Origin of the sequence: Streptomyces sp. NPDC002602 (assembly GCF_042889445.1) — a bacterium.
In the GTDB taxonomy this organism is placed as follows: domain Bacteria; phylum Actinomycetota; class Actinomycetes; order Streptomycetales; family Streptomycetaceae; genus Streptomyces.
Genome location: NZ_JBIAQX010000014.1, coordinates 136443 through 160771, shown reverse-complemented (window position 1 = coordinate 160771; position 24329 = coordinate 136443). Strand labels below are relative to the sequence as shown.

24 protein-coding genes and 1 tRNA gene are annotated in these 24329 nt (G+C 71.7%); 11 read left to right on the top strand and 14 right to left on the bottom strand.

The genetic code is table 11. The annotated features are described in order from the left end of the window. Nucleotides 1-86: 86 nt before the first annotated feature. The 4 genes from ACFYW3_RS29515 to ACFYW3_RS29500 form a co-directional block, all read right to left on the bottom strand. Nucleotides 87-260 (bottom strand): hypothetical protein, encoded by a 174-nt coding sequence (locus ACFYW3_RS29515; RefSeq protein WP_389387878.1) that lies wholly within the window; start codon nt 258-260, stop codon nt 87-89. A gap of 150 nt (nt 261-410) precedes the next feature. Further along, nucleotides 411-1295 (bottom strand): SDR family oxidoreductase, encoded by an 885-nt coding sequence (locus ACFYW3_RS29510; protein WP_351749959.1) that lies wholly within the window; start codon nt 1293-1295, stop codon nt 411-413. Next, nucleotides 1292-2311 (bottom strand): alpha/beta fold hydrolase, encoded by a 1020-nt coding sequence (locus ACFYW3_RS29505; RefSeq protein WP_389387877.1) that lies wholly within the window; start codon nt 2309-2311, stop codon nt 1292-1294. The genes ACFYW3_RS29510 and ACFYW3_RS29505 overlap by 4 nt, the downstream gene beginning before the upstream one ends. Next, nucleotides 2308-3996 carry a flavin-containing monooxygenase gene (locus tag ACFYW3_RS29500; RefSeq protein ID WP_389387876.1) on the bottom strand — a complete coding sequence of 563 codons (1689 nt, stop codon included), beginning with the start codon at nt 3994-3996 and terminating at the stop codon, nt 2308-2310. Before ACFYW3_RS29500 ends, ACFYW3_RS29505 begins: the two co-directional genes overlap by 4 nt. 206 nt (nt 3997-4202) lie before the next feature. Between ACFYW3_RS29500 and ACFYW3_RS29495 the strand changes: the two genes are divergently transcribed. Further along, nucleotides 4203-4916, top strand: coding sequence for a MerR family transcriptional regulator (locus tag ACFYW3_RS29495; protein ID WP_351749961.1), 714 nt, complete (start codon nt 4203-4205; stop codon nt 4914-4916). On the opposite strand, the gene ACFYW3_RS29490 is transcribed toward ACFYW3_RS29495, so the two are convergent. After that, nucleotides 4898-5701, bottom strand: coding sequence for an exodeoxyribonuclease III (locus ACFYW3_RS29490; RefSeq protein WP_351749962.1), 804 nt, complete (start codon nt 5699-5701; stop codon nt 4898-4900). The genes ACFYW3_RS29495 and ACFYW3_RS29490 overlap by 19 nt on opposite strands. A gap of 38 nt (nt 5702-5739) precedes the next feature. On the opposite strand from ACFYW3_RS29490, the gene ACFYW3_RS29485 reads away from it, so the two are divergent. Continuing rightward, the gene (locus ACFYW3_RS29485; RefSeq protein WP_351749963.1) at nt 5740-6234 is read left to right on the top strand and encodes a GNAT family N-acetyltransferase; all 495 of its coding nucleotides are present in this window, start codon (nt 5740-5742) and stop codon (nt 6232-6234) included. Between the two features lie 120 nt (nt 6235-6354). Here ACFYW3_RS29485 and ACFYW3_RS29480 read toward each other — a convergent pair. From ACFYW3_RS29480 to galU, 7 genes are all read right to left on the bottom strand, one after another. After that, nucleotides 6355-6428 (bottom strand) — tRNA-Ala (locus ACFYW3_RS29480). Nucleotides 6429-6506: 78 nt separating this feature from the next. Then, on the bottom strand, nt 6507-7550 hold the full coding sequence (locus ACFYW3_RS29475; RefSeq protein WP_389387875.1) for a hypothetical protein: 1044 nt from the start codon (nt 7548-7550) through the stop codon (nt 6507-6509). Nucleotides 7551-7698: 148 nt separating this feature from the next. Continuing rightward, nucleotides 7699-8331: a GNAT family protein gene (locus ACFYW3_RS29470; protein WP_351750065.1), complete on the bottom strand. Its 633-nt coding sequence runs from the start codon at nt 8329-8331 to the stop codon at nt 7699-7701. After that, nucleotides 8328-8873 carry a molybdenum cofactor biosynthesis protein B gene (locus ACFYW3_RS29465; protein ID WP_384616770.1) on the bottom strand — a complete coding sequence of 182 codons (546 nt, stop codon included), beginning with the start codon at nt 8871-8873 and terminating at the stop codon, nt 8328-8330. The genes ACFYW3_RS29470 and ACFYW3_RS29465 overlap by 4 nt, the downstream gene beginning before the upstream one ends. Before the next feature lie 50 nt (nt 8874-8923). Beyond that, nucleotides 8924-9403 (bottom strand): cyclic pyranopterin monophosphate synthase MoaC, encoded by a 480-nt coding sequence (gene moaC / locus ACFYW3_RS29460; protein WP_267800008.1) that lies wholly within the window; start codon nt 9401-9403, stop codon nt 8924-8926. A 73-nt stretch (nt 9404-9476) separates the two neighbouring features. After that, complete coding sequence (gene glp / locus ACFYW3_RS29455; RefSeq protein ID WP_351376756.1) at nt 9477-10817, bottom strand: gephyrin-like molybdotransferase Glp; 1341 nt, start codon at nt 10815-10817, stop codon at nt 9477-9479. A 4-nt stretch (nt 10818-10821) separates the two neighbouring features. Next, complete coding sequence (gene galU / locus ACFYW3_RS29450; RefSeq protein WP_053679757.1) at nt 10822-11724, bottom strand: UTP--glucose-1-phosphate uridylyltransferase GalU; 903 nt, start codon at nt 11722-11724, stop codon at nt 10822-10824. Between the two features lie 95 nt (nt 11725-11819). Between galU and ACFYW3_RS29445 the strand changes: the two genes are divergently transcribed. Then, a complete protein-coding gene (locus tag ACFYW3_RS29445) occupies nt 11820-12479 on the top strand; it encodes a 5-formyltetrahydrofolate cyclo-ligase (protein ID WP_389387874.1) in 660 nt (219 codons plus the stop codon). Here the strand turns inward: ACFYW3_RS29445 and ACFYW3_RS29440 are convergent. Further along, on the bottom strand, nt 12463-15390 hold the full coding sequence (locus ACFYW3_RS29440) for a penicillin acylase family protein (protein WP_389387873.1): 2928 nt from the start codon (nt 15388-15390) through the stop codon (nt 12463-12465). The genes ACFYW3_RS29445 and ACFYW3_RS29440 overlap by 17 nt on opposite strands. A gap of 241 nt (nt 15391-15631) precedes the next feature. Between ACFYW3_RS29440 and ACFYW3_RS29435 the strand changes: the two genes are divergently transcribed. The 7 genes from ACFYW3_RS29435 to mscL all read left to right on the top strand — a co-directional run bounded on the left by ACFYW3_RS29435 (nt 15632) and on the right by mscL (nt 22611). After that, nucleotides 15632-17134: a potassium/proton antiporter gene (locus ACFYW3_RS29435; RefSeq protein WP_351377127.1), complete on the top strand. Its 1503-nt coding sequence runs from the start codon at nt 15632-15634 to the stop codon at nt 17132-17134. A 440-nt stretch (nt 17135-17574) separates the two neighbouring features. Next, nucleotides 17575-18990, top strand: a complete 1416-nt coding sequence (locus ACFYW3_RS29430) for an MFS transporter (RefSeq protein ID WP_351749967.1) — start codon at nt 17575-17577, stop codon at nt 18988-18990. 107 nt (nt 18991-19097) lie between these two features. Then, a complete protein-coding gene (locus tag ACFYW3_RS29425; RefSeq protein ID WP_267800003.1) occupies nt 19098-19400 on the top strand; it encodes an FmdB family zinc ribbon protein in 303 nt (100 codons plus the stop codon). Between the two features lie 77 nt (nt 19401-19477). After that, nucleotides 19478-20311: an S-methyl-5'-thioadenosine phosphorylase gene (locus ACFYW3_RS29420; protein ID WP_351376763.1), complete on the top strand. Its 834-nt coding sequence runs from the start codon at nt 19478-19480 to the stop codon at nt 20309-20311. Between the two features lie 341 nt (nt 20312-20652). Then, the gene (locus ACFYW3_RS29415) at nt 20653-21210 is read left to right on the top strand and encodes a carboxymuconolactone decarboxylase family protein (RefSeq protein ID WP_389387872.1); all 558 of its coding nucleotides are present in this window, start codon (nt 20653-20655) and stop codon (nt 21208-21210) included. A 155-nt stretch (nt 21211-21365) separates the two neighbouring features. Then, the gene (locus ACFYW3_RS29410; protein WP_389387871.1) at nt 21366-21875 is read left to right on the top strand and encodes a hypothetical protein; all 510 of its coding nucleotides are present in this window, start codon (nt 21366-21368) and stop codon (nt 21873-21875) included. Between the two features lie 124 nt (nt 21876-21999). Beyond that, on the top strand, nt 22000-22611 hold the full coding sequence (gene mscL, locus ACFYW3_RS29405) for a large conductance mechanosensitive channel protein MscL (RefSeq protein WP_389387870.1): 612 nt from the start codon (nt 22000-22002) through the stop codon (nt 22609-22611). Nucleotides 22612-22621: 10 nt separating this feature from the next. Here the strand turns inward: mscL and ACFYW3_RS29400 are convergent, their stop codons facing one another. After that, nucleotides 22622-22867: a hypothetical protein gene (locus ACFYW3_RS29400; RefSeq protein WP_351749971.1), complete on the bottom strand. Its 246-nt coding sequence runs from the start codon at nt 22865-22867 to the stop codon at nt 22622-22624. A gap of 259 nt (nt 22868-23126) precedes the next feature. Here ACFYW3_RS29400 and ACFYW3_RS29395 point away from each other — a divergent pair, with 259 nt between their 5' ends. Further along, on the top strand, nt 23127-24281 hold the full coding sequence (locus ACFYW3_RS29395; RefSeq protein ID WP_389387869.1) for a low temperature requirement protein A: 1155 nt from the start codon (nt 23127-23129) through the stop codon (nt 24279-24281). Nucleotides 24282-24329 lie beyond the last annotated feature (48 nt).

The window sequence follows — 24329 nt, the reverse complement described above, 5'->3', positions numbered from 1 at the left end:
GGAACGTCGAAGGGGCGGGACCGCGGTCGCGGTCCCGCCCCTCGTCACACGGTTCTCGTCCCACCGGTCCCGACCCGCCCCTCGACCTACTCCTCGAAGGGCCGGTCGACCGTGTCACGGGGTCTGACGGCCTGGTCCCGTACCGCCGCCGGCATCGGGTCGCCCGGCGCGTCCTTCGCCTCGTCCCTCGCTTCCCGGGCCTTCGCGGCCCTGCGTTCGAGTTCTCTCGCCTTGACCTGGAACTGCTCCCTGATAGACATGCGCCCAGACTTCCACGCGACCGTTAAGTGCGCATTTCGGACACTTAACGGTCGGGGTCCGGTCGAGGTCCGGTCGGGGTTCGGTCGGGGTTCGGTCGAGGTCCGGTCGGGGTTCGGTCCGTATCGGCCCCTTCGTGGCCATCGGAACGCTCAGCGGGACGTGCCGCGTTCCTGTTCGTCCGCGGCCCCGCCGGCGCCCACGAGCCCCTTGGAGACGCCGCCGAGCCTCGGTTCGAAACGCGCCATCTCGCGCTGCCCGACGGTCGCGATGATCCCCGGCAGGTAGCCGCGCATGCCCTGCATGCCCCGCAGCCACCACTGCGCGTACACGTGCGGCGAGCGCCGCTCGATGCCGGCCACGATCCGGTCGACGGCCGGCCCCAGGGGGTACGTGCGGTTCGAGGGCCACGGCAGCCGTTGCCTCAGCTCCCGCATGACCTCGTCCCGGTCGGCGCCGCGCACCATGTCGGTGTCGGTCCAGGAGAGATAGCCGACGCCGACCTTGACGCCCTTGTACCCGACCTCGGCGCGCAGGCAGTGCGCGAAGGCCTCGACACCGGACTTGGAGGCGCAGTACGCCGTCATCATCGGCGCCGGTGTGATCGCGGCGAGCGAGGCGATCTGGAGGAAGTAGCCGCGGCTCTCCATCAGCACGGGCAGGAAGGCCCGGGCGGTGACGGCCCCGCCGATCAGGTTGACCTCGATCACCCGGCGCCACGCGTCGGGGTCGGAGTCGACGAACGGCCCGCCGGCGGCGACGCCCGCGTTGGCGACGACGATGTCCACCTTGCCGAACCGCTGCTTGACCTCCTGCGCGACCCGGGCCATCGCCTCGTGGTCGGTGACATCGGCGTGCCAGTGGTCGCTCTCGGTGTGGAGCCGCTCGGAGACCTCCTTGAGGGCCTCCGGCTCCAGACCCACCAGGGCCACCTTCGCCCCGCGCGCGGACAGCTTGCGGGCGAGGAGTTCACCGACCCCGCGGGCGGCGCCGGTGACGACGGCGACCTGGCCTTCCAGACTCCTGCGAGCGCTCACGGCGTCTTCTCCTTCGGGGATGTCGGGGATGTCGGGGATGTCGGGGATGTCGAGGGTGCCGGCGATGCCGGGGGTGTCGGGGATGTGTCGTGGTCGTGCCGGTCGCCGGCGCTTCCCGCGTACAGGGCGGTCAGCTCGCGCACGGCCCGGGTGACGGCCTCGGGGGCCTCGATCGGGGTCATGTGTCCCATGCCGGTCAGCTCGGTGAGCCCGCGGCAGTCGGGCAGCGCGGCGGCCAGGCGGCGGGCGTGGGCGATGGGCGTCAGGCGGTCGCCGGTACCGGCGAGGACGGCTGTGGGCACGGTCAGCCGGGCCAGATTCCCGCCCAGGTCCAGGTCGGCCAGGACCTGGGACCAGGCGTACCGGACGGCCGCGGGGCAGCCGTGCACGATGCGGGCGACGGCCTCGACCCGGTCGGGCGCGGTACCGGGCCCCATGGTGGCGTACTTGAGCACCTTGCTCGCGACGGGCGTGACCGGCCCGAGCGGGGCGCGGGAGCCGAGCACCGCCCTGGTGATCCTGGTCCTTGCGCGTCCGGCGCGCACCGGCAGCACCAGCGCCTCGGCGACCAGCCCCCCGCTGCCGGTGCTGCACAGCAGGGTGGCCGCGACGTGTTCGGTGAACTCGGGCCGCCCGGCGGCGGCCATGATCGTCATGCCGCCCATCGAGTGCCCCGCGACGACGGCCCGTTCGCCGGGCGCGAGGGTGGCCTTCAGCACGGCCACCAGGTCGTCGGCGAGGGCGGTCGTGCTGTGTCGGAGCCCGACGGGGCTGCGGCCGTGGCCGCGCTGGTCGTAGGCGATGACCCGGTGGTCGCGGGCCAGGTCCCGTGTCTGGGCGGCCCAGAAGGCGGTGGAGCAGGTCCAGCCGTGGGCCAGCACCACCGCCGGGGCGCCCGCCTCACCGTGCACCTCCACGTGCAGCCGGGCCCCGTCGGCGGAGACGGCGGTGAGTTCCCGGCCGGCGACCGGGGGCGCGTAGGGCCCGGACGTGACGTGGGCGGGACGGCGGCTCACGCGGCGCTCCCGTCGGCCGTGACGGCCGTCGCCGGGGCGGCCCCGGGCACGGCGGCCCCGGGCGCGTCCACCCCGGCCTCGCGGGCCCGGGAGGTCGGGGCAATCGGGGCGGCCGGGGAGGCCGGGGCGGTCGGGGCGGCCGGGGCGCTCCCCGACACCGACCCCGCGGCGGCCCGCTCGGGTCGCGGTTCCCCGCCCTTGCGGACGACCTCGTACTCGGCGAGGTCGACGGTGCGGGTCTCGCGGCGGAACGCGCCGGTGGTGCCCGGCCAGACCGTCGTGTTCAGCCCGTTGGCGTCCAGGTACCAACTGGTGCAGCCGCCGGTGTTCCAGACGGTCCGTTCCATCCGCGACTGCACGCGCCGGTTCCACGTGTTCACCGCGGACGGCCTGGCCGCCAGCGCGGTCCGGCCCCCCAGCGTGTCCAACTGCCGCAGGTAGTCGGCCATGTAGTTCAGCGCCGACTCGATCATCAGGATCATCGAGCTGTTGCCGAGCCCGGTGTTGGGTCCGATGATCGTCATCCAGTTGGGGAAGCCGGCGGCCGTCGCGCCGCGCAGCGACTTCATCCCGTCCTTCCACGCGTCCGCGAGGGTCTGGCCGTCGGCGCCGACCACCCGGTCGGCGATCGGCATGTCCGTCACGTGGAACCCGGTGCCGAAGACGATCGCGTCGACCTCGGTCTCGGTCCCGTCGGCGGCGACCAGCACCGAGCCGCGGATCTCCTTGAGCCCGGAGGCGACCAGATCGACATTCGGTCGGGCCAGCGCCGGGTAGTACTCGCTGGACAGCAGGATGCGCTTGCAGCCGATGCGGTACGAGGGCGTCAGCTTGGCCCGCAGCACCGGGTCCTTGATCGAACGCGCCATGTTGGCCTTGGCCAGGGACTCGACCAGGCCGAGCTGGTTCGGCCGCTTGGTGAAGGCGCTGACCTGGAGTTCCCGGATCCCCCACAGCAGCCCGCGCCGGGCGGCCTGGGTGAAGGGCAGTTGGCGGTGCAGCCTGCGCTCGAAGGCGGAGATGGCCCGGTCGGTGCGCGGCATCACCCACGGCGGGGTGCGCTGGAACAGCGTGAGGCGGTCCACGTCGGGGGCGATGGCCGGGACGATCTGGATGGCCGAGGCGCCGGTGCCGATCATGGCGACGCGCTTGCCGCGCAGGTCGTAGTCGTGGTCCCAGCGGGCCGAGTGGAAGACCTTGCCGGGGAACTCGGCGAGCCCGGGGATCTCGGGCATCTTCGGGTCGGACAGCGGCCCGGTCGCGGAGACCACCACGTCGGCGGTGAGGTTCCCGGTCGAGGTCTCGATCTCCCACCTCAGCTCGTCGGCGTCCCAGCGCATCAGCCGGACCTCGGAGTTCAGTCGGATGTGCGGCCGCAGCCCGAAGGTGTCGGCGACCTGTTCCAGGTAGGCCCGGATGTGCGGCTGGCCCGAGAAGGTCCGGGGCCAGTCGGGGTTGGGCGCGAAGGAGAAGGAGTAGAGGTGCGAGGGCACGTCGCAGGCGCACCCCGGATAGTCGTTGTCGCGCCAGGTGCCGCCCACGGAGTCGGCGCGCTCCAGCACGACGAAGTCCGTGATCCCCTCGCGGCGCAGCCGTACGGCGGCCCCGAGCCCGCCGAACCCGGACCCGATCACCGCCACCCTCACGTGCTCGCGTCCGTCCACGCCGTCACCCTTGCCACCCATGCCCGCCGCCTCCGCTTCCGCAGTCCCAGCCCAGCCCAGCCCGGTCACAACCACCAGTGCAACACTGCCAGCAATCACTGGCACAATCGGGAGAGTAGAGCAGCCGCGTACCCATGGGTAGGGGTCGCGCCCGGAAAGTTACTGCGGGTACGGCCCGGGCGCCCCGAGCCCGGCCCCATCGGCGGGACAGCCCTTAGGCTGCGCACGTGGCCGACAACGAGACGGAAGCAAGGACGACGACCGTGGCGGGAGCCGTGCGCGAATACCGTACGGAGGAGCTGGCCGAGGCGGCCGGCATCCCGGTGCGCACCCTGCGCTTCTACCGCGAGCGCAAGCTGCTGCCGCCGCCCCGCCGCGAGGGCCGGATCGCCTGGTACGACGACCATCACCTGGCCCGCCTGCGCACCATCGCCGGTCTGCTGGAGCGCGGCCACACCCTCGGCGGCATCGCCGAGCTGACGGCCGCCTTCGAGAACGGGCGCGACGTCGGCCAGCTCGGGGAGCTGCTCGGCATCGGCTGGTCGGAGGAGACCCCGGTGCGTCTGTCTCCCGAGGCGCTGGCCGACTACTTCGAGGGCGAGGTCACCCCGGAGAACCTGGCGGCCTCACTGGACCTCGGCTACCTCGCCACCGACGGCGACGCCATCGTGCACGTCAGCCGCCGTCTGTTGGACGTCTCCTCGGCGCTGGTCCGCGAGGGCGTCCCGCTCGCGGCGGTGCTGGAGACGGGCCGCCGGGTCCGCGAGCACGCGGACGCCATGGCGGCCCTGTTCACCGAACTCATATCCACGCACATCGCGGACGACGCCGTCCCGCGCCTGCGCCCGCTGGCCAAGAGCGTGGTGGAGGCCGAGTTGACGATGGCGATGGACCGACTGCACCAGCAGCGGGAACAGCGCCCTCAGACCCCGAGCTCGTAGACGACGGTCACCGGCGCGTGGTCGGACCAGCGCTCGGGATGGGTCTCCGCGCGCTCCACGAAGGCCTTCACGGCCTTGCCGGCCAGTCCCGGGGTGGCGACCTGGAGGTCGATCCGCCAGCCGGCGTCGTTGTCGAAGGCCCGGCCCCGGTAGGACCACCACGAGTACGGACCCTCGGTGTCCGGGTGCAGCGCGCGCACGACGTCGACGTACCCGGCCTGCTCGTACACCTTCCCGAGCCACTCGCGCTCCTCGGGCAGGAAGCCCGCGTTCTTGCGGTTCGTCTTCCAGTTCTTGAGGTCGGCTTCCCGGTGGCAGATGTTCCAGTCCCCGCAGACGACGACCTCGCGCCCGTCGGCGGCGGCCCGCTCCTTGAGCCGGGCGAGGTGGTCGAGGAACTCGGCCATGAAGCGGTACTTCTCGTCCTGCTTCTCGGTTCCCGCCTCGCCGGAGGGCAGGTACAGGCTCGCCACGGTCACCCCGGGGAGGTCGACCTCCAGGTAGCGGCCGGCGGCGTCGAACTCGTCGCTCCCGAAGCCGACCCGCACCGCCTCGGGCGCCCTGCGCGTGTACAGCGCGACCCCGGCCCGCCCCTTGGCGGCGGCCGGCGCGAACGCGGTGTGCCAGCCCTCGGGCTCCCTGGCCTCGACCGGAATCTGTCCTTCCTCGGCCCGCACCTCCTGGAGACACACGACGTCGGCGTCGGATCCCGCCAGCCATTCCACGAAGCCCTTCTTCGCGGCGGCCCGGATCCCATTCACATTCACGGAGGTCACGGTGAGCATCCCAGCACCTTAGCGGGACCGTTCCGTACGATGTTCGGATGTCTCATGGGATAACCCTGCGCACCGTCGCCTACGACCACCCCGACGCGGCGAAACTCGACGCCCAGGTACAGATCGAATACCAGGAGCGCTACGACGGGGAGGGCGACGCCACCTTCCTCGACCCGGCGATGTTCGTCCCGCCGAACGGCCTCTACCTCCTCGCCTACGACGCCTCGGACAGCCCGGTGGCCAGCGGTGCCTGGCGCCGCCAGGACCGCGGCGAAGAGGGCTACTCGGACGGCGACGCCGAGATCAAGCGGATGTACGTGGTCCCCGGGGCCCGCGGTCTCGGTCTGGCCAGGCGCATCCTCGCCCTGCTGGAGGACGACGCCCGGGCGGCGGGTCGCACCCGCATGGTCCTCGAAACGGGCGACCAACAGCCTGAGGCCATCGCCCTCTACGGCTCGTCGGGCTACACGCTGTCGGAGAAGTTCGGCCACTACCGCTTCCACGACTCCAGCCGCTGCATGACGAAGCCCCTGCGCCCCTGACCACACCCCACGACGCGCCGCCCGCACCGGAGTCGAGGCCCCGAAGTGCGGGTGGCCGACGGGCCCCGGGCAAAAGAAAGATCCCGTCCGGTCTTCCGACCGGACGGGATCTCTTGTCTGTGGACCTGTGGGGATTTGAACCCCAGACCCCCTCGATGCGAACGAGGTGCGCTACCAGACTGCGCCACAGGCCCTTGCGACGTGTGAAACATTAGCATCCCCGCGCGGGTGCTCCAAAACCGGTTCCCCGAGGTGTCCGCGCAGGTCACCGATCACTCGTTGGCGGCACGCGGCCGGTCCTCGCCCTCGTACTGGTCGAAGAGCGGGGTGCGGCCCCGGTCCCGGCCGCGCGGGCGCGGGGTGACGGGGGTCTTCGGTTCCGACTTCGGCTCCGGCTCGGAGGCCGGCGCCGGGACGGCCGGCTGGGCGCGCAGTCGGGGCTCCGTCGGCTCTGCGGTGCTGGAGCGGGTGGAGCTCCAGCCGTCCGGGGATGCCGGTCCGGTGGCACGCGGGGCCACGGGGGCCGTCACGTAGGTCGGGAGCGGGACGGGGACGGGCTCCCAGCTGTCACCTCGGGCGGGGCCGCGTTCGCGCTCGCGCTGCTGGTCCACCCACTCGGCGTGGTCGGTCTGTTCGACCAGTGCGCGCCGGCCGGCCTCCTGCGGGGAGACCGGTGGAGAGGGGTCCGGTTCGGCGCCGGCGGTGGACTCCGCCTCGCGGCGGTGCGGGCGGTTCTCGCGGAGCCGGCGGGCGGCGGCCTCCGCGCGCCGCCGGTCCATCGTGAACTCGTAACGCCGCCGCTCCTGGACCCGCAGGTGCACGATGTAGGTGCTCAGCAGCAGGGCGGGAAGGGCGGGCGCCCACAGGTAGCGCAGTCCGCCGACCGCGGCGACGATCGCCCCGAGGGTGAAGATCAGGAAGAGGAGCGCGGTGGTGCGCCTGCGACGCGCGAGCACCTGGAGGCGCTGTTCCCGCCGGACCCGCTCCGCCCGTTCGGCGCCGGCCGATCGGGGCTCCGCCCTGGTCGGAGGCACGTCGAGGACCCGGGCGTCGGCGTCGACGGAATTCACCGTCTCCGTCGCCGCGTCCGGGTCCGCGTGGGGTTGGGGATCCACCTGTTCGGCACCGCGCTCGCGCAGCCCCTTGGCGTAACGGCGCTCCATTCCCGCCCGGCCGGAAAGCAGCCGGATGGCAGTGGAGAAGCGTTCCGTCGGACGGGCTTCGTTCAGCTCGTCCTGCCTCCGGAGCCACATGGGCACCAAGTAGGCGGCCCAGGCCCCCACAATGACTGCGTAGATGAGGCCGCTGCTGCTCACACCACACACCGTAGAGGGGCGCGGGCCGGCGGATCAGCCAATTGAGCCGGTGTGTCGCACGATCTCGCTGATATCACGGACTTTTTTGTGATTCTTCGGATCAGGTTATGGGCGAATCGGCAAGAATTCGAACGTACTTGCGATTCGACTATTTCGGCGGGGCCCCGCGGTGGCCGGCCGTCCGGTGCCAACGACTCAGCAGCCCCTCGGGGAGCTCCTCCACCGTGAGCGCGAAGACCAGGTGGTCGCGCCACGCCCCGTCGATGTGCAGGTAGCGCGGTCGCACGCCCTCCTCGCGGAATCCGAGCTTCTCGACGACCCGTCGACTGGGCCCGTTCTCCGGCCTGATGCACACCTCGACGCGGTGCAGCCCGACCTTCGCGAAGCAGTGGTCCACGGCGAGCGCGACGGCCGTCGGCATCACCCCGCGCCCCGCCACGTCGCGGTCCACCCAATAGCCGACGTGGCCCGCGCACATGGAACCCCAGGTGATTCCGGCGACCGTCAACTGGCCGACGAGACGCCCCTGGTACTCGATGACGAACGGCAGCATCCGCCCCGCGTTCGCCTCCGCCCGCAGGTGGCGCACCATTTGACGGTACGTCGGTCGGTGGATCACCGGCCCCCACGGCGCGGGCGGCGGGATCGTCGCCTCCCACGGCCGCAACCACTCGCGGTTGCGACGGTTGACCTCGCGCCAGGCGCGCTGGTCCCGCAGCTTTATCGGCCGCAGCGTGACGTCGCCGTCCGTCAGCACCACGGGCCAGGACGGGCCGTTCAGCTCGCGCTCCCCGACGGTCTCGGGTGGTCGCCACCCCGGATCTGGTCCACGGCGTGCGGCAGGATCCTGGACAGCACCGCGAGGCCGTCGCGGACACCGCCGGTGGAGCCGGGCAGGTTCACGATCAGCGTGTGGCCCGCGACTCCCGCGAGCCCCCGGGACAGCGCCGCGGTCGGCACCTTCGCCAGGCCCTCCGCGCGGATGGCCTGCGGGATCCCGGGGATCTCGTAGTCGAGGACCTTCGCGGTGGCGTCGGGGGTCCGGTCGGTCGGCGAGATGCCGGTGCCGCCGGTGGTCAGGATGACGTCGTACCCGGCGGCCACGCCCTCGCGCAGCGCCTGCTCGACGGGGTCCCCGTCCGGGACGACGCGCGGGCCGTCCACGGCGAAGCCGAGCGCGCCCAGCGCCTCGGCCAGCAGCGGGCCGCCCTTGTCGGCGTACACGCCCTGCGAGGCGCGGTTGGAGGCGGTGACCACCAGCGCGCGCGTCACGGGCGGCGCCTCGGGGGCGTCGGGCCGTGCCGCCCAGGCCTCGCCCGCCACCGGCGGTACGTGGCTCAGGTGACTGTGGACCTCGCCGCCGCGCGGGGCGTTCACGCGCGGGTCCAGTCGCCCGACTTGCCGCCGGTCTTCTCCTCCACCCGGACGTCCGTGATGACGGCGCCCTTGTCGACGGCCTTGACCATGTCGATCACGGTGAGTCCGGCGACCGCGACCGCGGTCAGCGCCTCCATCTCGACGCCCGTGCGGTCCGTGGTCTTCACGGTGGCGAGGATCTCGACGGCGTCGTCGGCGACCCTCAGGTCCACCTTCACGCCCGAGACGGCCAGCGGGTGGCAGAGCGGGATCAGGTCGGGGGTCTTCTTCGCCCCCATGATCCCGGCGATCCGCGCGGTGGCGAGGGCGTCGCCCTTCGGCACGCCCTCGCCCCGCAGCAGTTCGACGACCCGGGGGGAGACGAGGACCCGTCCGCTGGCTCGCGCCGTCCGGGTGGTGACGTCCTTCGCCGACACGTCCACCATCCGGGCCGCGCCGGCCTCGTCGATGTGCGTCAGCCTGCTCTGCGTGCTCATATCTGGTGCCGCTCCCGCTCCGGGCCCCGCAAGGGCCTGTGTGGTGCAACACGCTACCCGCACCCGCGGCACCTCAGCCGAGCAGGACCACTTCCAGTTCGGCCCCCGGCTCTACCGAGGTGACGTCCTCCGGTACGACGATCAGCGAGTCGGCGTGCGCCAGCGCGGCGATCAGGTGCGACCCCGATCCGCCGACCGGGCTGACCGTCGCGCTCCGCGGGTCGTACGCGCCGCGCAGGAACTGCCGGCGGCCGGCCGGGGAGCCGATGGCCTTGTCGGCCTTGAGCTCGGCCCGTACCACCGGACGGCTGACGGCGGACTCGGGCAGGCCCATCAGGGTGCGGATGGCGGGGCGCACGAACAGCTCGAAGGAGACGTAGGAGGAGACCGGGTTGCCGGGCAGCGCCAGCAGCGGGGTGTGGTCGGGGCCGATGGTGCCGAAGCCCTGGGGCTTGCCCGGCTGCATGGCGAGCCTGCGGAAGTCGATGCCGCCGCCGTCCACGTCGTCCTCGCCCGCGGCCACGGCGGTCAGGGCCTCCTTGACCACGTCGTACGCGCCGACGCTGACGCCGCCGGTGGTGACCAGCAGGTCGGCCCGGACCAGCTGGTCCTCGATGGTGGAGCGCAGGGTGTCCGCGTCGTCGGCGACCGCGCCGACCCGGTAGGCGATGGCCCCGGCGTCCCGCGCGGCGGCGGCCAGCGCGAAGCTGTTGGAGTCGTAGATGGCGCCCGCGGTCAGCGGTTCGCCCGGCTGGACCAGCTCGCTGCCGGTGGACAGGACGACCACGCGGGGCCGCGGCCGCACCCGCACCGTGCCCCGTCCGATGGCGGCGAGCAGGGCGATCTGCGGCGGGCCGAGCACCGTGCCGGCGGCCAGGGCGAGGTCCCCGGCCTGTACGTCGCTGCCGCGCGAGCGGACGTGCGCCCGGGCCTCGGCGGCGCGGTGGACCCGTACCTCGCCGCCCGCGCCCTCGGGCGCGGAGCTGGCCGGGGTCATGCCGACGGCGGCGCCGCCACCGGTCCCGCCGTCGGTCCACTCGACCGGTACGACGGCTTCCGCGCCGGGCGGCAGCGGGGCGCCGGTCATGATGCGGGCGGCCTGTCCGGGGCCGACGGTGGGCAGCTCACCGCTGCCCGCGGCGACGTCCCCGATGACCGTCAGCACCGCGGGGAACTCCTCGCTCGCGCCCTGGACGTCGGCCGTGCGGACGGCGTACCCGTCCATCGAGCTGTTGTCGAAGGGCGGGAGGGCGACGGGCACGGTGACGTCCTCGACCAGGACACAGCCCTGGGCGTCGAGCAGTTGGAGTTCGATGGGCTCCAGCGGCCGGACGGCGGCGAGGATGTCCGCGAGGTGCTCGTCCACCGACCACAGACGGTCGTGATCGGTGCCCTGCGGTGCGGAACTGGTCAAGGTGCTACATCTCCTCCGTGACGTAACGGTGAAGCCAGGTGCGGAACTCCGGGCCCAGGTCCTCACGCTCGCACGCGAGACGGACGATGGCCCGCAGGTAGTCCCCTCGGTCCCCGGTGTCGTAGCGGCGGCCGCGGAAGACCACGCCGTGCACCGGGCCGCCCACGCTCTCGTCGGCGGCCAGCTTCTGCAGGGCGTCGGTGAGCTGGATCTCCCCGCCGCGGCCCGGCTCGGTCTCCCGCAGTATGCCGAAGATCGCCGGGTTGAGGACATAGCGTCCGATGACCGCGTAATTGCTGGGTGCGTCCGCCGCGTCCGGCTTCTCCACGAGTCCGGTCACCCGTACGACGTCGGGGTCGTCGGTGGGCGCGACGGCGGCGCAGCCGTAGAGGTGGACGCTGGCGGGGTCGACCTCCATGAGGGCGACGACGGTGCCGCCGGTCTCGGCGTGGATGTCGACCATGCGGCGCAGCAGCGGGTCGCGGGGGTCGATGAGGTCGTCGCCGAGCAGGACGGCGAAGGGCTCGCGGCCCACGTGCGGCTCGGCGCAGAGCACGGCGTGCCCGAGTCCGCGCGGGTCGCCCTGGCGCACGTAGTGCATGGTCGCGAGGTCGCTGGACTCCTGGACCTTCTTGAGACGGTCGTCGTCACCCTTGGCGATGAGGGCCGATTCCAGCTCGTAGTTCCGGTCGAAATGGTCTTCGAGGGCGCGCTTGTTGCGTCCCGTGATCATGAGTACGTCGTCCAGGCCGGCGGAGACGGCCTCCTCGACGACGTACTGGATCGCCGGCTTGTCGACGACCGGAAGCATTTCCTTGGGGGTCGCCTTGGTCGCCGGAAGGAACCGAGTGCCGAGGCCCGCGGCCGGGATGACGGCCTTCTTGATGACGGGGTGCGACTGAGTCATGGGCAGAACGATAGTGGGTCCTACAGAACCACCAGGACAGATTCCGACAAATAAGACCGCTTATCGGATGGTTTGAAAGGATAGTTGAGTCAGCCGTGGTAGAGAAGCCGTCACAGCCCCACCGAAACCCGGCGACCCCGGTGGCCGAGAAGGCCACGCTGCGTCGGGAACTCCTCGCCGCCCGCCGTTCCCTGTCCCCCGAGGCCCGTCGCGCGGCGGCCCTCGCGCTCTCCCGCACCGCCCTCGAACTGCCCGAACTCGCCGACGCCCAAACGGTCGCCGCGTACGTCTCCGTCGGCGGCGAACCCGGCACGAGGGAACTGCTCGACGCGCTCCGGGCCGCCGGCAAGCGGGTCCTGCTGCCCCTGCTGCTCCCCGACAACGACCTCGACTGGGCCGTGTACGAGGGCCCCGACAGCCTTGCCGAGGCCGCGCACCCGGGAAAGATCCGACTGCTGGAGCCGGCCGGGCCGCCGCTCGGCCCCGACGCGGTCACCGGGGCCGACGCCGTCCTGCTGCCGGGGCTGGCCGTGGACCGGCGCGGCATGCGGCTCGGGCGCGGAGGAGGCTCGTACGACCGGGTCCTGGAGCGGTTGGAGCGGGCCGGGGCGCGTCCCGCGCTCGTCGTGCTCCTCCACGACGAAGAGGTGGTCGCGCGGGTCCCGGAGGAACCGCACGACCACCCCGTTCAGGCGGTGGCCACCCCGTCGGGGGTGATCCGTTTCCGAGCCGTGCCGCCTACGGCTTCAGCGTGAGCGTGTCGACCGTGGCCTTGTCGACGGCCGCCTTGCCGAAGGGCCACTCCAGCAGCTCGCCCTTGGCCCACATCGCCGTCTGGTCGGTGTAGTTGGAGTGGTACGCGTGCCCCGAGGCGCCGGTCAGGTTGATCCAGCGGGACTTGTCCAGGTCGTTGAGGTTCACGACCATCCGCATCGACGGCACCCAGGTCACCCCGTAGCCGCTGGAGGCGTTCCAACCGGTGGCGTTGACGGTGGCCTCGCCGCCGCCCAGGTTCCAGGGGCCCCGGTTCAGCAGCCACTGCAGGTAGCCCGGGCCCTCGGTGCCGATGGTCTGGTTCTTCAGCGTCAACTGGTGCATGCGGCCCCAGCTCCAGGTGGACTGGTCCTTGCCGAGCTTGGCGGTCAGCTCCCAGCGGGCGTCCTTCATGGCCCGCGCGAACAGCTCGTCGCGGGTCTTGGTGGCCGGCTTGTTGCGCGCCGCGGGCGCCTGCCACCAGGCCGACTTCTCGTCCTTGGCCAGGCGTCGGACCACCTCGAACCAGCGGTCGCCGCCGTCGGGCTGCGCCGAGTCGGGGCCGCGCGTACCGCACTCGCGGACCGTCTCGGCGAGGTCGTCGACGGGGCCGGTGCTCTCCGCCCGGACGTTCATGCAGCTGCCCTCGATCCGCAGCTCCTTCGGCATCTTGTCGCCGAAGGACAGCTTGAGGATGTTGCGCCAGACCGCGTTGAAGTACGCGGCCGCCGCGGAGTCGGGCTCCTGGGTGTAGTTCCAGCCGTCCAGCAGCTTCTGCGCGGAGCGCACGTCCGGGTCGGAGATCTGGATCTTGGCCAGCATCGGGGTCAGCAGCGCGGCGATCTCGCTGCTGTTGTCCATCTGCATGGTCCGCATGTCATCGGTGGAGATCTTGCCGTTGTCCTTGGTCTTCGCCTCGATGAGGTCGTTGATCCGCTGGCTGCGGGCGCCGTACCCCCAGTCGGTGGTGAGCAGGTGCGGGTACTTCCCCGCGCCGGTGCCGCTCTCGACGACCGCCTGGTTGGCGGTGACGATGTAGCCGCGGGCCGGGTTCAGGTCCCACGGCATCTCGTCCTGCGGGATGTAGCCCGCGTTGCCGTCCTTGCCGCCCTTCCAGGCGTACTTCGGGTCCCAGCCGGGAGCCGGCATGCGGCCGTCGCCCGTGGTGCGGATCGGGACGCGGCCGGGTGCCTGGTAGCCGATGTTGCCGTTGGGGCCCTTGTTGTCGGCGTAGATCAGGTTCTGCGAGGGGACCTCGAAGTCGCGCGCCGCGGCGCGGAAGCTGTTGAAGTCCTTGGCCCGGTTGATCTTGAAGACCGCGTCCATCGACTTGCCCGGGTCCAGCGCCGTCCAGCGCAGGGCGACGGCGTAGCCGTTGCCGCGGTCGGGGGCGGAGCTCGCCACCGGGGCGCGGGTGCCGACGCCGGCGAGGTCGTCGCTGCGGTCGGAGACGAGCGGCCCGTTGTTCGTGGTACGGACGGTGATCTTCTTCTCGCCGCCGCCGGCGATCTTGATCGTCTCCTCGCGGGTGACGAAGGGGACGATCTTGTCGCCGTAGAGGTAGCCCTCGGGCTTGACCTGCTCCAGGTAGAGGTCGGTGACGTCGGCCCCGAGGTTGGTCATGCCCCAGGCGATGTCGGCGTTGTGGCCGATGACCACGCCCGGCATGCCCGAGAAGGTGTATCCGGCGACGTCGTACTGGCACCGCGGCGAGGTCGCGCGGCAGTGCAGGCCCATCTGGTACCAGACCGAGGGCAGCTGCGGGGACAGGTGCGGGTCGTTCGCCAGCAGCGGCTTGCCGGTGGTCGTGTACTTGCCGGCGATGACCCAGGAGTTGGATCCGATGCCGCTGCCGTTGGGGCCGAGGATGGCCGGGATCTGGTCGAGGGTCTTGGCGAGGGAGGTCAGCCCGGTGCGCAGGCCGACGCTCGCGCCCTGGGCGGTGGCGTCGTCGGCGAGGCCGGTGGTGCTGCCCGAGTTCAGGGAGGCCTGCGAGCCGGTGCCCGCGCCGCTGCCGGTGCCCGCGCCGCTGCCGGAGCCGGAGCCGGAGCCGGATCCCGTACCGGAGCCATTGCCGCCACCGGACCCGTTGCCGGACCCGTTGCCGTTGCCGGAGCCGCTGCCGTTGCCGTTGCCCGAGCCCGCCTGGCCCTGCGGGGCGTACTTGCCGCCCGCGACGGCGCCGCCCTCGACGATCGGCTTGTTCCGGTCGAAGGGGTACGCCGGGTAGAGCTCGTTGATCTGCTGCGGCGAGAGCTTGCCCGACATCAGCGAGCGGTCGATCTCGTCCTGCATGTTGCCGCGCAGGTCCCAGGCCATCGCCTTGAGCCAGGCCACCGAGTCGACCGGGGTCCACTGCTCGGGCGCGTAGTCGTCGCTGAGCTTGAGGGCGGCGTGCTCGACGGACAGGCTCTTGCCGGACTTCCCCTTCAGGTACGCGTTGACACCGTCGGCGTAGGCCTGGAGGTACTTCTTCGTCTCCGGTGAGAGCTTGGTGTCGTACTCGGCCTGCGCGACCTGGCGCCAGCCGAGGGTGCGCAGGAAGGCGTCGGTCTCGACCTGGCCGGAGCCGAACATCTCGGAGAGCCGCCCGGACGTCATGTGACGGCGGACGTCCATCTCCCAGAAGCGGTCCTGCGCGTGGACGAATCCCTGGGCACGGAAGAGGTCCTCGTGACTGTCGGCGTAGAGCTGCGGGATCCCGTGCTCGTCACGCTTCACGTCGACGGTCCCGGTCAGGCCGGGGACCTTCAGGGAGCCGGTGGTCTGGGGGAAGGAGGCGCGCACGCTGTCGACGCTCCAGTAAGCCCCGTAGCCGAGGCCCGCCAAGAGCGCCAGGACCATGACGAGCACGATCAGACGTGCGCGTCGTCCCTTCTTCTTGACGGAAGGGCCGGTTTCGTTGGCGGGCATCGCTGTCCTTAGAGGGGCAGGGTGGTCCTGGGAGTGCTGGGAGCAACCATAGGCGCAGGACCGGGTCCGATGATCCGCCAGGGGTCGAGCTGCTGAGGACAGGGCCGTTATGGCGTTTCACAATGTGACTATCGCGTCAAGGAATCGTCAAAGATTAGGTAAGGTAACGAAGTACTTGCCGGACGCGCCCCGGGAGCAACGATCCGTCGATCCGCGGGCGCTCTGAGGAAAGGGCCGCCCGCTGACTGTCCACACGCTCAATGAGCTCCTGCTGGTCTGCTCGCTCGTGCTGCTCGTCGCCGTCGCGGCGGTACGCATCTCCTCACGCAGCGGCCTCCCCAGCCTGCTCATCTACCTCGGCATAGGCATCGCGATAGGCCAGGACGGGATCGGCAACGTCGTCTTCGACAACGCCGAACTGACCCAGGTCATCGGCTATGCCGCGCTCGTCGTGATCCTCGCCGAGGGTGGTCTGGGCACCAAGTGGAAAGAGATCAAACCGGCCCTGCCGGCAGCGATCTCACTGTCATTGGTGGGCGTCGCGATCAGCGTCGGCGTCACCGCGGCGGGGGCGCACTACCTCGTCGGGCTCGAATGGCGGCAGGCCCTCCTCATCGGCGCCGTCGTCTCCTCGACGGACGCCGCGGCCGTCTTCTCCGTACTGCGCAAGGTTCCGCTCCCCTCCCGGATCACGGGTGTGCTGGAGGCGGAGTCCGGCTTCAACGACGCCCCCGTGGTCATCCTGGTCGTCGCCTTCGCGACCGTCGGCCCCGTGGACCCCTGGTACCTGCTGATCGGGAAGATCGCCCTGGAGCTGGCGATCGGCGCCGCGATCGGACTGGCCGTCGGCTTCCTCGGCTCGTACGGATTGCGGCACGTGGCGCTCCCCGCCTCGGGCCTCTACCCGATCGCGGTGATGGCCATCGCCATCACCGCGTACGCGGCCGGCGCCATGGCGCACGGCTCCGGCTTCCTCGCGGTGTACCTCGCCGCCATGGTGCTCGGGAACGCGAAGCTGCCGCACTGGCCGGCCACCCGCGGGTTCGCCGACGGACTCGGCTGGATCGCGCAGATCGGCATGTTCGTGCTGCTCGGCCTGCTGGTCACCCCGCACGAACTGATCCACGACTTCTGGCCGGCGGTGATCATCGGGCTGGTGCTGACGATGGTCGCGCGCCCCCTGGAGGTGTTCGTCTCCCTCCTGCCGTTCCGCCTCCCCTGGCAGGAACAGGCCCTGATGTCCTGGGCGGGCCTGCGCGGCGCCGTGCCCATCATCCTGGCGACCATCCCGATGGTCTCCGGAATCGAGGGCAGCGACCGGGTCTTCAACATCGTCTTCGTGCTCGTCGTCGTCTACACACTGGTCCAGGGGCCCACCCTGCCCTGGCTCGCGCGCAAGCTGAAGCTCGGGGACACCGACGAGAGCCCCGCCGACCTGGGCATCGAGTCGGCGCCGCTGGAGAAGCTGCGCGGACACCTGTTGTCCTTCTCCATCCCGGCCGCCTCGCGGATGCACGGCGTGGAGGTCAGCGAACTGCGCCTGCCGGCGGGGGCCTCGGTGACGCTGGTGGTCCGGGACGCGAAGAGCTTCGTTCCGGCACCGTCCACCGTGCTGCGGCGCGGGGACGAGCTGCTGGTCGTGGCGACCGATCCGGTGCGGGACGCGGCGGAGGCGCGGCTGCGCGCGGTGGCGCGGGGCGGGAAGCTCGCGGGCTGGCTCGGAACGGGTGAGGGGCACGCGTGAGGTCGACACGAGAGCGCGCGAGGGTTCGTTCGAGCGGCTCCGAAGTGAACGATTCGCGTGCGGCCCGCGTTAGAGCGACGTTCTAATTCGGCCATTTTCGGGGGACTATGCCCCGCCATATCCCCATATTCAAGGGTTCTGGAATGCGAACTTCCAGTTAATCCCAGGTGAAGGCACCACCTGTCGTCGTAATCACAGGGCGTGATAGGGGATGTCCCTGTACGATGAAGGCACACCACATCGAACCAACTCTGCCTGACGCAGAGCTGGCGCGACCGCAAAGCGGCCGTGGCACCCTCCCGCAGTGGGCGCCCAGGTATCACTCGGTTCTGCGCAAGAGGACAGCTCTCGGGGCTCCCACATGTACGGGTGCGATCGCTCACAAGGTGATGCATCGTCCGCAGTCGGGGAGTTCTACCAGGCAGCGGAAAGGCCAGGCCGTGACATCCGCGGTCACGACCGACACGTCCGCCCGCCCCGGCTACGGACAGCTCCTGCGCACTCCCGGCGCCCTCGGCTTCCTTCTTCCGGGCTTCGCCGCCCGACTGCCGTTCGGCATGCTGACCATCAGCATCCTGCTGCTCGTCCAGCACACCACCGGCTCCTACGCCAACGCCGGCATCGTCGCCGCCGTCACCGGCATCTCCATGGCGCTGTGCGCCCCCGTGATGGGCAACCTCACCGACCGCCACGGCCAGAGCGCCGTCCTGCTGCCGGTCGTACTGATCCACTCCGCCGCCGTCACCGGCCTCGCCGCGCTGGCCCTGGCCGGCGCGCCGCTCTGGGCGCTCGCCGCCGCCGCGATCCCCGCCGGCGCCTCGGTGCCGCAGGTCGGCCCGATGGTCCGGGCCCGCTGGGCCGCGAAGCTGGAGGGCTCGCCGCTGCTGCCGACGGCCGCCGCGTTCGAGTCCGTCACCGACGAGTTCACCTTCGTCGTCGGCCCGGTCCTCGCGACCGCGCTGTGCACCGGCATCCACCCCGCCGCCGGGCTGATCACCGAGGCCGCCCTGAGCCTCCTCGGCGGGCTGCTGTTCGCCGCGCAGCGTCGGACCCAGCCCCCGGCTCACGTCCAGGTCACCGGTGAGGCCAAGCGCGTCTCGGCCCTGACCTCCCCCGGTCTGCGCGTCCTGATCGTCGCCTTCCTCGGGATCGGCGCCGTCTTCGGCGGCATGCAGGTCTCCCTGGCCGCCTTCTCCAACGAGATCGGCAACCCGGGCGCCAACGGCCTGCTGTACGGCATCTTCGCCGCCGGCAACATGATCGCCGGCATCGCCTGCGGTGCCATCGCCTGGAAGATCGGCCCGCGCCGCCGGCTGCTGTTCGGCTACATCGGCCTGACCGCCTTCGCGTCCCTGCTGTGGACCGCCGAGTCGACGGTCCTGCTGGCCGCGCTCGGCCTGTTCGTCGGACTGTGCATCGCCCCGGCCCTGATCACCGGTTACACCATGGTCGAGTCGCTGATCCCGGCGAACGCCCGCACCGAGGCCTTCACCTGGCTCACCGGCGCGGTCGCCTTCGGACAGGCCATCGCGGTGATCGTCGCCGGTCGACTGACCGACGCGCACGGCTCCTCGTACGGCTTCCTCGTGCCGCTGGCGGCCACCGCCCTGGCGCTGGTCACCCTGCTGGCCCTGCGGTCCAAGCTCGCGCCGCAGGCGCCGAGCCGGATCGTGAACGCCTCGTCCACCCACGAGAGCGCCGCGGACGCCGACTCGGACGCCGACTCGGGCGACGCCCCGGACAACGCCTCCGAGACCGCCGGGACCGCCCCGGAGACCGCTTCCGCGACCGACGAGGAGACCGTCACGGGCACCGCCGCCCGGCGGGGCCGGCAGCGTGATCTGACCACCGTCTGAGCGTGGCCTGGGTCACCGCGCGCCGAGGACGGTGGACTGATCGGCCGGAATACGTCACCATGGAGCGTCGTTAGCACTCATTGAGTCAGAGTGCCAGGAGGAAATTCGTGCCGACCTACCAGTACCAGTGCACCGAGTGCGGTGAGGGCCTTGAGGCCGTGCAGAAGTTCACCGATGACGCACTGACCGTGTGCCCGAACTGCGACGGACGCCTGAAGAAGGTGTTCTCCGCGGTCGGCATCGTCTTCAAGGGCTCCGGCTTCTACCGGAACGACAGCCGCGGCGCGTCGTCGAGCAGCACCCCTGCCTCGAAGCCGGCGTCCACGTCGTCCACGACCTCGACGGCCGCCGCCCCGGCCGCCTCGTCGTCCTCGACGTCCGGAACCGGCAGCTCCACCTCGGCTGCCTGATCCCGTCAGTCTTCCGTAAGGCCCCGCAGCCCTCTCAGGGCAGCGGGGCCTCACGCATGCCCGGTTAGGCTGACGGCATGGCGAATGCAGAGATCGGTGTCATCGGCGGCTCGGGCTTCTACTCCTTCCTGGAGGACGTCACGGAGGTGCGGGTCGAGACCCCGTACGGGCCTCCCAGCGACTCCCTTTACCTGGGCGAGCTGGCCGGCCGGTCGGTGGCCTTCCTGCCGCGCCACGGACGCAGCCACACCGTGCCCCCGCACAAGATCAATTACCGGGCCAACCTGTGGGCCCTGCGCTCGGTCGGCGTCCGCCAGGTGCTCGGCCCCTGCGCGGTGGGCGGCCTGCGGGCCGAGTACGGTCCGGGCACGCTGCTCGTCCCCGACCAGCTCGTCGACCGTACGAAGACCCGCGCCCAGACCTTCTTCGACGGGGAGCCGCTGCCCGACGGCAGCGTCCCGAACGTCGTGCACACCACCTTCGCCGACCCCTACTGCCCGGTCGGTCGCGACGTGGCCCTGGCCGCGGCCCGCGGCCGGGACTGGGAGCCCGTGGACGGCGGCACCATGGTCGTCGTCGAGGGGCCGCGGTTCTCGACGCGGGCCGAGTCGCGCTGGCACGCCGCGGCGGGCTGGTCCGTGGTCGGCATGACGGGCCACCCGGAGGCGGTCCTGGCCCGTGAGCTGGGGCTCTGCTACACCTCGATGGCGCTGGTGACCGACCTGGACGCCGGCGCGGAGACGGGCGAGGGGGTGTCCCACACCGAGGTCCTGAAGGTGTTCGGCGAGAACGTCGGGCGCCTGCGCGAGGTGCTCTTCGACGCGGTGGCGGCCCTGCCCCCGACGGAGTCCCGCGCCTGCCTGTGCACGCACGCGCACGACGGCTGGGACCTGGGCATCGAACTGCCGTAGCCGACGTGGCCTACGTGGCCACCGTGACGGACGTGACGGACGTGGCCACCGTGACGGATGTGACCGACGTGGCCGGGGGCGGGGCCGGCGGCTGGCGGCCAGGGCGGTCCCGGAGGCGGTCCGCGTGCCGGGGACTTCCGGGCGCGGACCGTGGGCGTTCGTGCGCCACGGTTCGGCGGGCGGGCGGGCGCTCGATGGGCCGGGGCGTTCCGATGGCGGGCGGGGCGTTTCGGTGGGCGCGGGTGGGGGCTCTCGGGAGGCGTGGTGTCACGTTCCGCGGGGCCGTCCGGTCAGAGCTGTGGAGGACCGGCCATCGGGGCCGTCCCGCACAGGAGGCGACCATGCCGCGCATCTCGCTCACCCCGCCCCGCACCCTCATCAACCGCCTCGGCGCCTGGTACGCGCGCCGCGCCTACGGCAAGGTGCTCGCGCCCGGCCTCGCGTACGGGCACAACGCGCGCGTCCTCCTCGCGTACGTCCGCCTGGAGCGGCAGGTGGCGAGGTGGCAGGCCCTCGACGGGCAGTTGAAGCACCTCGCGGTGATGGCGGCGGCGGCCCGCGTCAACTGCTCGTGGTGCGTGGACTTCGGTTACTGGGAGGGGCACGAGAAGGGACTGTCGCCGGAGAAGGCCCGGAACGTGCCGCGCTGGCGCGATGCCCGTGACGTCTTCACCGAGCCGGAACTGCTGGTCATGGAGTACGCCGAGGCCATGACGGAGACCGAGCCGACCGTCACCGACGCGCTGGCCACCGAGCTGATCGCCCGTCTCGGCGAGGCCGCGTTCGTGGAACTCACCGCGATGGTCGCGTTGGAGAACTGGCGCTTGCGCGTCAACAGCGCCTTCGGGCTGACCAGCCAGGGGTTCGCGGAGGCCTGCCGGAACCCGAACGCGGCCTGAACCGTGCGCGCCGGTCCCCCGCGGGGGTGGCGGAGTTGTCCACAACCTGGGGATCGTCCACAGGCCCGAGCGGGGACGGGCGGGGCGGCGGATCGTGAGGGGTGTCCGGGCGTCGGCCCGGGCATCGGCGCACGAGCGACTCGGTGGTGTTCATCATGTCCAGGACTGCTTCCCGGCTTCCCCTTTCCTCCGCGTGTCCCCCCGCGCGTCCCGTCCCCCTCTTTCCGCCGCTCCGCGTCGGGCGGGGCGGGGACCGGCTGCGGCGTGCCCTGCGGCGTCGGCGGCGGGCCGGCGCGGCCGGTCTGGCCGTCGTGGCGGCCCTGCTGACCGTGGGCGGGACGGAGGCGCGGGCCTCCCGGGGTGGTGCGCCGCCCGAGGCGAAGCCACCGCCCGCGGTGGTGCGGATGGTGTCGGCCCCCGTGCGCATCGCGGACGCGGCGACGGTGCGGCTGTTGCGCCCCGGAGACCGGGTGGACGTGGTGGCGGCGGAGCGGGCGGGACCGCCCCGGGTGGTGGCGGTGGCGGCCCGAGTTGCCGAAGTGCCCGAGCCCGAGCAGGGTGTCGGGGACGGCGGGGCGTTGGTGGTCCTGTCCGTGCCCCGGGAAACCGCGCGGGCCCTCGTGGGGGTGGGCAGTGTGTCACGCCTGGCGGTGACCCTGTGCTGAATCGCGCACGCGCCCGATCAAGTCATCACTGAGGTGAGGACCGATTGGACACGCCCGGCCCGTACTGCCGTAGCTTTCGGAACCGTTGGCTCCGTGTTTTGTGGATGTGAAGAGAGGCTCAGTGGTGAGCGAGAACAAGAAGGAGAGCGTCCTGGCAGGCTTCAAGGCCTTCCTGATGCGCGGCAACGTGGTCGACCTCGCGGTGGCCGTGGTCATCGGCGCGGCGTTCACGAACATCGTGAACTCCATCGTGAAGGGGATCATCAGCCCGTTGGTCGGTGCCGTCGGCACGAAGAACCTGGACGTCTACTCCTCGTGTCTGAAGGACACCTGTGGGGTCAACGCCAAGGGCGAGCCGACCGGCGTGAACATCATGTGGGGTTCCGTGCTGAACGCCACGCTGACCTTCCTGATCACCGCGGCCGTCGTCTACTTCCTGATGGTGCTGCCGATGGCGAAGTACCTCGCCAAGGTCGAGCAGCGCCGCAAGGCCAGGGAGGGCGTGCAGGAGACGATGGAGATCACCGAGCTGGTGGTCCTCAAGGAGATCCGGGACACCCTGGTGGCACAGCGCACGGCGTCCGTCTCCGGTGCGGTCGACGGCCACACGCCGGGTCAGGGTCAGGGTCCGGGTTACGGCCAGGCTCAGGGCTACGGGCAGGGCCCGGGCTACGCACAGGGTCAGGGCTATGCACAGGGTCCGGGCTACGGGCAGGGGCGCGACGGCTCGCGCTGAGCCGGCCCGCTCACACGTGGTGCGGGGGCTTTTCGTCGAGGAAGCGGGCCAGATCGGCCGCGCTGCCGCCGGCGGGGGTTCGCTCGCCCCAGCCCCGGTCGGTGTCGTCCGAGGACTGCCGGTCCAGCGGGTCGTCGAAGTCGAGCCTGGCCTTCGGCTTCGGCTTGGCCGCAGGGGTCGCAGAGGCCGCGGGATCGGGCGCGGACGCGGGCGTGTGGTGCGCGTCCTGCGGGTCGGAGGCGGGGGCGGTGCTCATGGCTCCAGGGTACGGCCGCCCCGGACCCCACCTCCGCCCCCGCCTCCGCCTCCGCTCGGCCGGGGAGACCCGGGGGCGTCGAGGCCCTGCTCCACGCGGCCCGGCGCATCGAAGCCCGGGCGTCGAACCCCGGGCGTCGAACCCCGGGGCGTCGAACCCCGGCACACGATGGCCCCCGACAAGTCCGCCCGGGGTACGCGGGCGCCACGGGCCGCGCGCCTCGACTGCCGACCCGCGCCCGGCTGCTGTGCTGGGCTGTATGACGTACGTACCGATGACCGCCCGGAGCCGGGACGAGAGCCACCGCGCCGCGACTCCGCTGGAGCTCTTCTTCGACCTGTGTTTCGTGGTCGGCGTGGCGCAGGCGGGCCGCCAACTCGTCCACGCCCTGGCGGAGGGGCACGTGGGCAGCGGCATCACCGGCTACCTCTTCGTGTTCTTCGGGGTGTGGTGGGCCTGGATGAACTTCACCTGGTTCGCCTCCGCCTACGACGTCGACGACATCCCGTACCGGATCGCGACCCTGGTGCAGATCTCCGGGGTGCTCGTGTACTCGGCCGGGATCCCGCGCGCCTTCAACGACAACGACTGGACCGTCGCGGTCATCGGCTATCTGGTGATGCGCATCGCGCTGACCTTCCAGTGGCTGCGCGCGGCCGCCGGGGAGCGCGGTCCGGCCCGCCGCTGCGCGATCACGTACGCGGTGGGGCTGTTGATCTGTCAGGCGGGGTGGACGGCGCTGCTCCTGGCTCCCGAGAGCGCCCGGCAGTGGCTGTTCCTCGTCATGGTGGTGGCGGAGCTGGCGGTGCCGGTCATCGCGGAGCACGGTCACCAGACGCCGTGGCATCCGCACCACATCGCCGAGCGGTACGGCCTGTTCACCATCATCGTGCTCGGCGAGACCATCGCCGCGAGCACGGTCGCCGTGCAGTCGGCGATCGACGAGCACGAGGCGCTGGGCGAGTTGCTGCCGATCGCGGCGGGCGGTCTGCTGTTGGTCTTCGCCGCCTGGTGGATCTACTTCGCTTTGCCGGTGCACGAGGGGCTGCGCACCAACCGCGATGCCATCCCGTGGGGTTACGGGCACTTCGTGATCCTGGCGTCGGCGGCGGCGATCGGCGCCGGCATCGAGGTGGCGATCGAGCAGGCGGTGGGCAAGGCGCACGTCTCCGACCTGGCGGCGAACCTCGCGGTGGCCGTCCCGGCCGCGCTGTTCCTGCTCTTCGTGTGGTTCCTGCACTCCCGTCACTTCAAGCGGGGCATGGCCCAGCAGTCGGTGCTCCCGATCTCGGCCCTGGCCGTTCTCGTGTGCGCCTGGACCGGCGAGCACGCGGTGCTGTGGATCGGTCTGGTGGCGGCGGGCACGGTGGCGGTGGGCGTGACCTTGGCCGAGCGGGCGCGTTCTGGTGCGTGAGGACGGTCGGGGGCGATTCGGCGTGCTGCCGACGAGAAGGAAGAAGGT